Here is a 4348-nt window from a genome sequence, read left to right as displayed (position 1 = left end):
GAGCCCCAGCGAGCGGGCCGCACGTAGGAGCAAGCGTTTTTTTGCTTACTTTTTTGAGGCGTTTGTCAAAAAAGTGAGTCGCCGTCAGGGCGAAACCCTAAGCCGCCGTTACCGAAGAAACGGATATACACACCAAACACCCACAACATGGTCGGCCCACAGGCCGCCAAGTCAAAAAAAAAGGGGCAACCGAAGTCGCCCCAAAATGCCTTGCGTGCTCATCAATCCAGAAGAATCACTTCTTGCGCTTATTCGCATCCTTCCAGATAAAAAATCCAAACCCTGCAAAAAACAGAACCATCAGCCCTACAGTCAGGACCCCGGCAAACACCACGTTATCGAAAAACATGACTGGCCTCCTGGCCCCTGCTCTGCTGCGATGGACCTAAGTTACCAAACACACAGGCGCACAAATTGACCGGGATCAATACCAGCAACGAAGGGAGATAAAGGAGGGGAATTAAATGACCTGCATCAAAGGATGCAGGGGAAGATCAACGCTTTTTCGGCTTGTTTTTCGACTTTTTCTTGGCTTTTCCCAACGGCATCGCCTGCTCGAAAGCCTGGCGCACTTCGTTCAGGCGCTTCTCTTTAATATCGTGCACGCGCTTGGCGCGTTCAGTGCTGAGGTCGATCAGTTTGTCGTCTTGGCTCATGGCGTCAGCATCACTTGAAAGAATCACAACTGCCACATCACCGGCAGGACTGCGCCAATAATGCAGCCTCAGCCGCGCGCTGACCAGCCGGCGAGTCCCACGCGGTACAACGACTCAGATCTCGATATCGACCCACAAGCCCTGACGCGGCTGATCTTCCATAAGCGGAACCACCGGCACGGTGTTGTCGGCATTCAGTTCGGTGCCAGGCACGGCCAGATGCTCTTCGGGATCTTCATCGGCTTCGCGGCGACGGCGATCACGTTCTTGCTGACGGCGCTGTTCTTCGCGCGCCAGCAATCGATCCTCTTCCGGATCGCGCTTTTGCAGATCGATAGTGCTTTCGTTGGAGCTTTCCTGCACCGGCACCACCGGAGGAATGTCCGGCCGCTGGCGGATCGGATCCTGCTGGGAAGTGATCGGCACAGCGCTCAGGGGGAGCATCGGTGGCAACATATAAAGGGTCTCCTGTCAGCAGGCTATCGGCTGCGGCAAAGGCGCCTTGAGCCGTCGGTCGCAAACTTGTGACCGGGTTAACACTCACCGGTGCCCTGTTCTCTCGTAAAACCGACGCATGACCGCCGCCTGCTTCGACCTGCAGCTTGCAGCTAAAAGCTCGCAACTGCTCCTAATCCTTTGGCCCTGAAGCCCTCATTCCGTTAAGATAGCCCGCTTTTTCAAGGTGGGAGTCAGGCAGCATGGCGCAGCAGTATCAACCGGGGCAACGCTGGATCAGTGACAGCGAAGCAGAGCTTGGTTTAGGCACCGTTCTGGCACAGGACGGCCGCTTGTTGACCGTGCTTTACCCGGCCACTGGCGAAACCCGCCAGTACGCGCTACGGAATGCGCCCCTGACCCGCGTGCGATTCTCGCCGGGCGACAGCATCACCCACTTCGAAGGCTGGAAGATGACCGTGCAGCAAGTCGACGATGTCGACGGGCTGATGGTCTATCACGGTCTCAACGGGCAGAACGAAGCCGTTACCCTGCCGGAAACCCAACTGTCGAACTTCATTCAATTCCGTCTGGCCAGCGACCGTCTGTTCGCCGGGCAGATCGACCCGCTGGCGTGGTTCTCACTGCGTTACAACACCCTCGAACACACCAGCCGCCAGCTGCAATCTTCGCTCTGGGGCCTGGGTGGCGTGCGTGCGCAACCGATCGCGCACCAATTGCACATCGCCCGTGAAGTTGCCGACCGTATCGCGCCGCGCGTACTGCTGGCGGACGAAGTGGGTCTGGGTAAAACCATCGAAGCCGGTCTGGTGATCCATCGCCAACTGCTCTCGGGCCGCGCCAACCGCGTGCTGATCCTCGTTCCGGAAAACCTCCAGCACCAGTGGCTGGTGGAAATGCGCCGCCGCTTCAACCTGCAGGTCGCGCTGTTCGACGAAGAACGCTTCATCGAAAGCGATGCCGCCAACCCGTTCGAAGACACCCAACTGGCGCTGGTCGCGCTGGAGTGGCTGGTCGACGACGAGAAGGCGCAAGACGCACTGTTCGCTGCCGGTTGGGATCTGTTGGTAGTCGACGAAGCGCACCACCTGGTCTGGCACGAAGAAAAGGCCAGCGCCGAATACTCGCTGGTCGAACAACTCGCCGAAGTCATCCCGGGCGTGCTGCTGCTCACCGCCACCCCGGAACAACTCGGCCAGGACAGCCACTTCGCCCGTCTGCGTCTGCTCGATCCAAACCGTTTCCATGACCTGGCCGCCTTCCGCGCCGAGAGCGACAACTATCGCCCGGTGGCCGAAGCCGTTCAGGAACTGCTCGACAAGGGCCGTCTCTCGGCCAAAGCGCACAAAACCATTCAGGGTTTCCTCGGCAACGAAGGCGAAGCGCTACTGACCGCGGTCAACGATGGCGACACTGAAGCCAGCGCCCGCCTCGTGCGCGAACTGCTTGACCGCCACGGCACCGGCCGCGTGCTGTTCCGTAACACCCGCGCCGCCGTGCAGGGCTTCCCGGAACGCAAACTGCACCCGTACCCGCTGCCATGCCCGGACGAATACCTCGAACTGCCGCTGGGCGAACACGCCGAGCTGTACCCGGAAGTCAGCTTCCAGGCCCAGCCGGACGCCAGCGAAGAAGAGCGCTGGTGGAAATTCGACCCACGCGTCGAGTGGCTGATCGATCAGCTGAAAATGCTCAAGCGCACCAAAGTGCTGGTGATCTGCGCCCACGCCGAAACCGCGATGGACCTGGAAGACGCCCTGCGCGTGCGTTCCGGCATCCCGGCCACGGTGTTCCATGAAGGCATGAACATCCTTGAGCGTGACCGCGCCGCCGCTTACTTCGCGGATGAAGAGTTCGGTGCACAAGTGCTGATCTGCTCGGAAATCGGCAGTGAAGGTCGCAACTTCCAGTTCGCTCACCACTTGGTGCTGTTCGATCTGCCGTCGCACCCGGACCTGCTCGAGCAGCGTATCGGTCGTCTCGACCGGATCGGCCAGAAGCACATCATCGAACTGCACGTGCCGTACCTGGAAACCAGCCCGCAAGAGCGCCTGTTCCAGTGGTACCACGAAGCGCTGAACGCGTTCCTCAACACCTGCCCGACCGGCAACGCTTTGCAGCACCAGTTCGGCCCGCGCCTGCTGCCGCTGCTCGAAGAAGCCGACGACAGCGAGTGGCAAGCGCTGATCGACGAAGCGCGCAGCGAGCGCGAGCGTCTGGAAGCAGAGTTGCACACCGGCCGTGACCGTTTGCTGGAGCTCAACTCCGGCGGCGCTGGCGAAGGTGAAGCGCTGGTCGAGGACATCCTTGAGCAAGACGATCAGTTCGCCCTGCCGATCTACATGGAAACCCTGTTCGACGCGTTCGGCATCGACAGCGAAGACCATTCGGAAAACGCCCTGATCCTCAAGCCGAGCGAGAAGATGCTCGACGCCAGTTTCCCGCTGGGCGACGACGAAGGCGTGACCATCACCTACGACCGCAACCAGGCGCTGTCGCGCGAAGACATGCAGTTCATCACCTGGGAACACCCAATGGTGCAGGGCGGCATGGACCTGGTGCTGTCCGGTTCGATGGGCAACACCGCCGTCGCGCTGATCAAGAACAAGGCGTTGAAGCCGGGCACCGTGCTGCTGGAACTGCTCTACGTCAGCGAAGTGGTCGCGCCGCGTTCGCTGCAACTGGGCCGTTACTTGCCGCCGGCCGCCCTGCGCTGCCTGCTTGATGCCAACGGCAACGACCTGTCGCCACGGGTATCGTTTGAAACGCTGAACGATCAGCTGGAAAGCGTGCCGCGTGCCAGCGCCAACAAGTTCATCCAGGCCCAGCGCGATCAGCTGACGCCACGGATCAACGCCGGTGAAGACAAGATCGCCCCGCGTCACGCCGAGCGCGTGGCCGAGGCCCGTCGCCGTCTGGCGGCCGACACCGATGAAGAACTGGCGCGCCTGACCGCGTTGCAAGCGGTCAATCCGACCGTGCGTGACAGCGAACTGGTGGCGTTGCGTGAACAACGTGAGCAGGGTCTGGCGATGCTGGATAAAGCAGCGTTGCGTCTGGAAGCGATTCGGGTGTTGGTGGCGGGCTAAACCGCCCTGCTCCATCGCTGAAAACAAAAAGGCCCGCAGTGATTCGGGCCTTTTTGTTTGCCTGAAATTCAAGGGTTGATGCTAATTGCCCTATCGCGAGCAGGCTCACTCCTACACTTGGAATGCGTTCCCCTTGTAGGAGTGAGC

4 protein-coding genes are annotated in these 4348 nt (G+C 60.4%); 1 reads left to right on the top strand and 3 read right to left on the bottom strand.

Annotated elements, in window-relative coordinates:
- Positions 1-235 precede the first annotated feature (235 nt).
- From ccoM to ACW9IR_RS28835, 3 genes are all read right to left on the bottom strand, one after another.
- A complete protein-coding gene (gene ccoM, locus ACW9IR_RS28845; RefSeq protein ID WP_003222396.1) occupies positions 236-349 on the bottom strand; it encodes a cytochrome c oxidase subunit CcoM in 114 nt (37 codons plus the stop codon).
- A 145-nt stretch (positions 350-494) separates the two neighbouring features.
- Positions 495-656: a hypothetical protein gene (locus ACW9IR_RS28840; protein WP_007918490.1), complete on the bottom strand. Its 162-nt coding sequence runs from the start codon at positions 654-656 to the stop codon at positions 495-497.
- A 114-nt stretch (positions 657-770) separates the two neighbouring features.
- Entirely contained in the window at positions 771-1112 is a 342-nt protein-coding gene (locus ACW9IR_RS28835) for a hypothetical protein (RefSeq protein ID WP_003222394.1), read from the bottom strand.
- A 242-nt stretch (positions 1113-1354) separates the two neighbouring features.
- Here ACW9IR_RS28835 and rapA point away from each other — a divergent pair, with 242 nt between their 5' ends.
- Positions 1355-4201: an RNA polymerase-associated protein RapA gene (gene rapA / locus ACW9IR_RS28830; RefSeq protein WP_137217599.1), complete on the top strand. Its 2847-nt coding sequence runs from the start codon at positions 1355-1357 to the stop codon at positions 4199-4201.
- Positions 4202-4348 lie beyond the last annotated feature (147 nt).

This window comes from Pseudomonas sp. SDT291_1_S447, assembly GCF_054070155.1.
Note: the sequence above shows the minus strand (reverse complement) of the source record. Positions and strands in the feature narration are given on the sequence as shown.

What these genes read in the sequence shown, in the direction of transcription:
- ccoM (WP_003222396.1), bottom strand. Translation starts at nt 349, where the DNA reads ATGTTTTTCGATAACGTGGTGTTTGCCGGGGTCCTGACTGTAGGGCTG.
- ACW9IR_RS28840 (WP_007918490.1), bottom strand. Translation starts at nt 656, where the DNA reads ATGAGCCAAGACGACAAACTGATCGACCTCAGCACTGAACGCGCCAAG.
- ACW9IR_RS28835 (WP_003222394.1), bottom strand. Translation starts at nt 1,112, where the DNA reads ATGTTGCCACCGATGCTCCCCCTGAGCGCTGTGCCGATCACTTCCCAG.
- rapA (WP_137217599.1), top strand. Translation starts at nt 1,355, where the DNA reads ATGGCGCAGCAGTATCAACCGGGGCAACGCTGGATCAGTGACAGCGAA.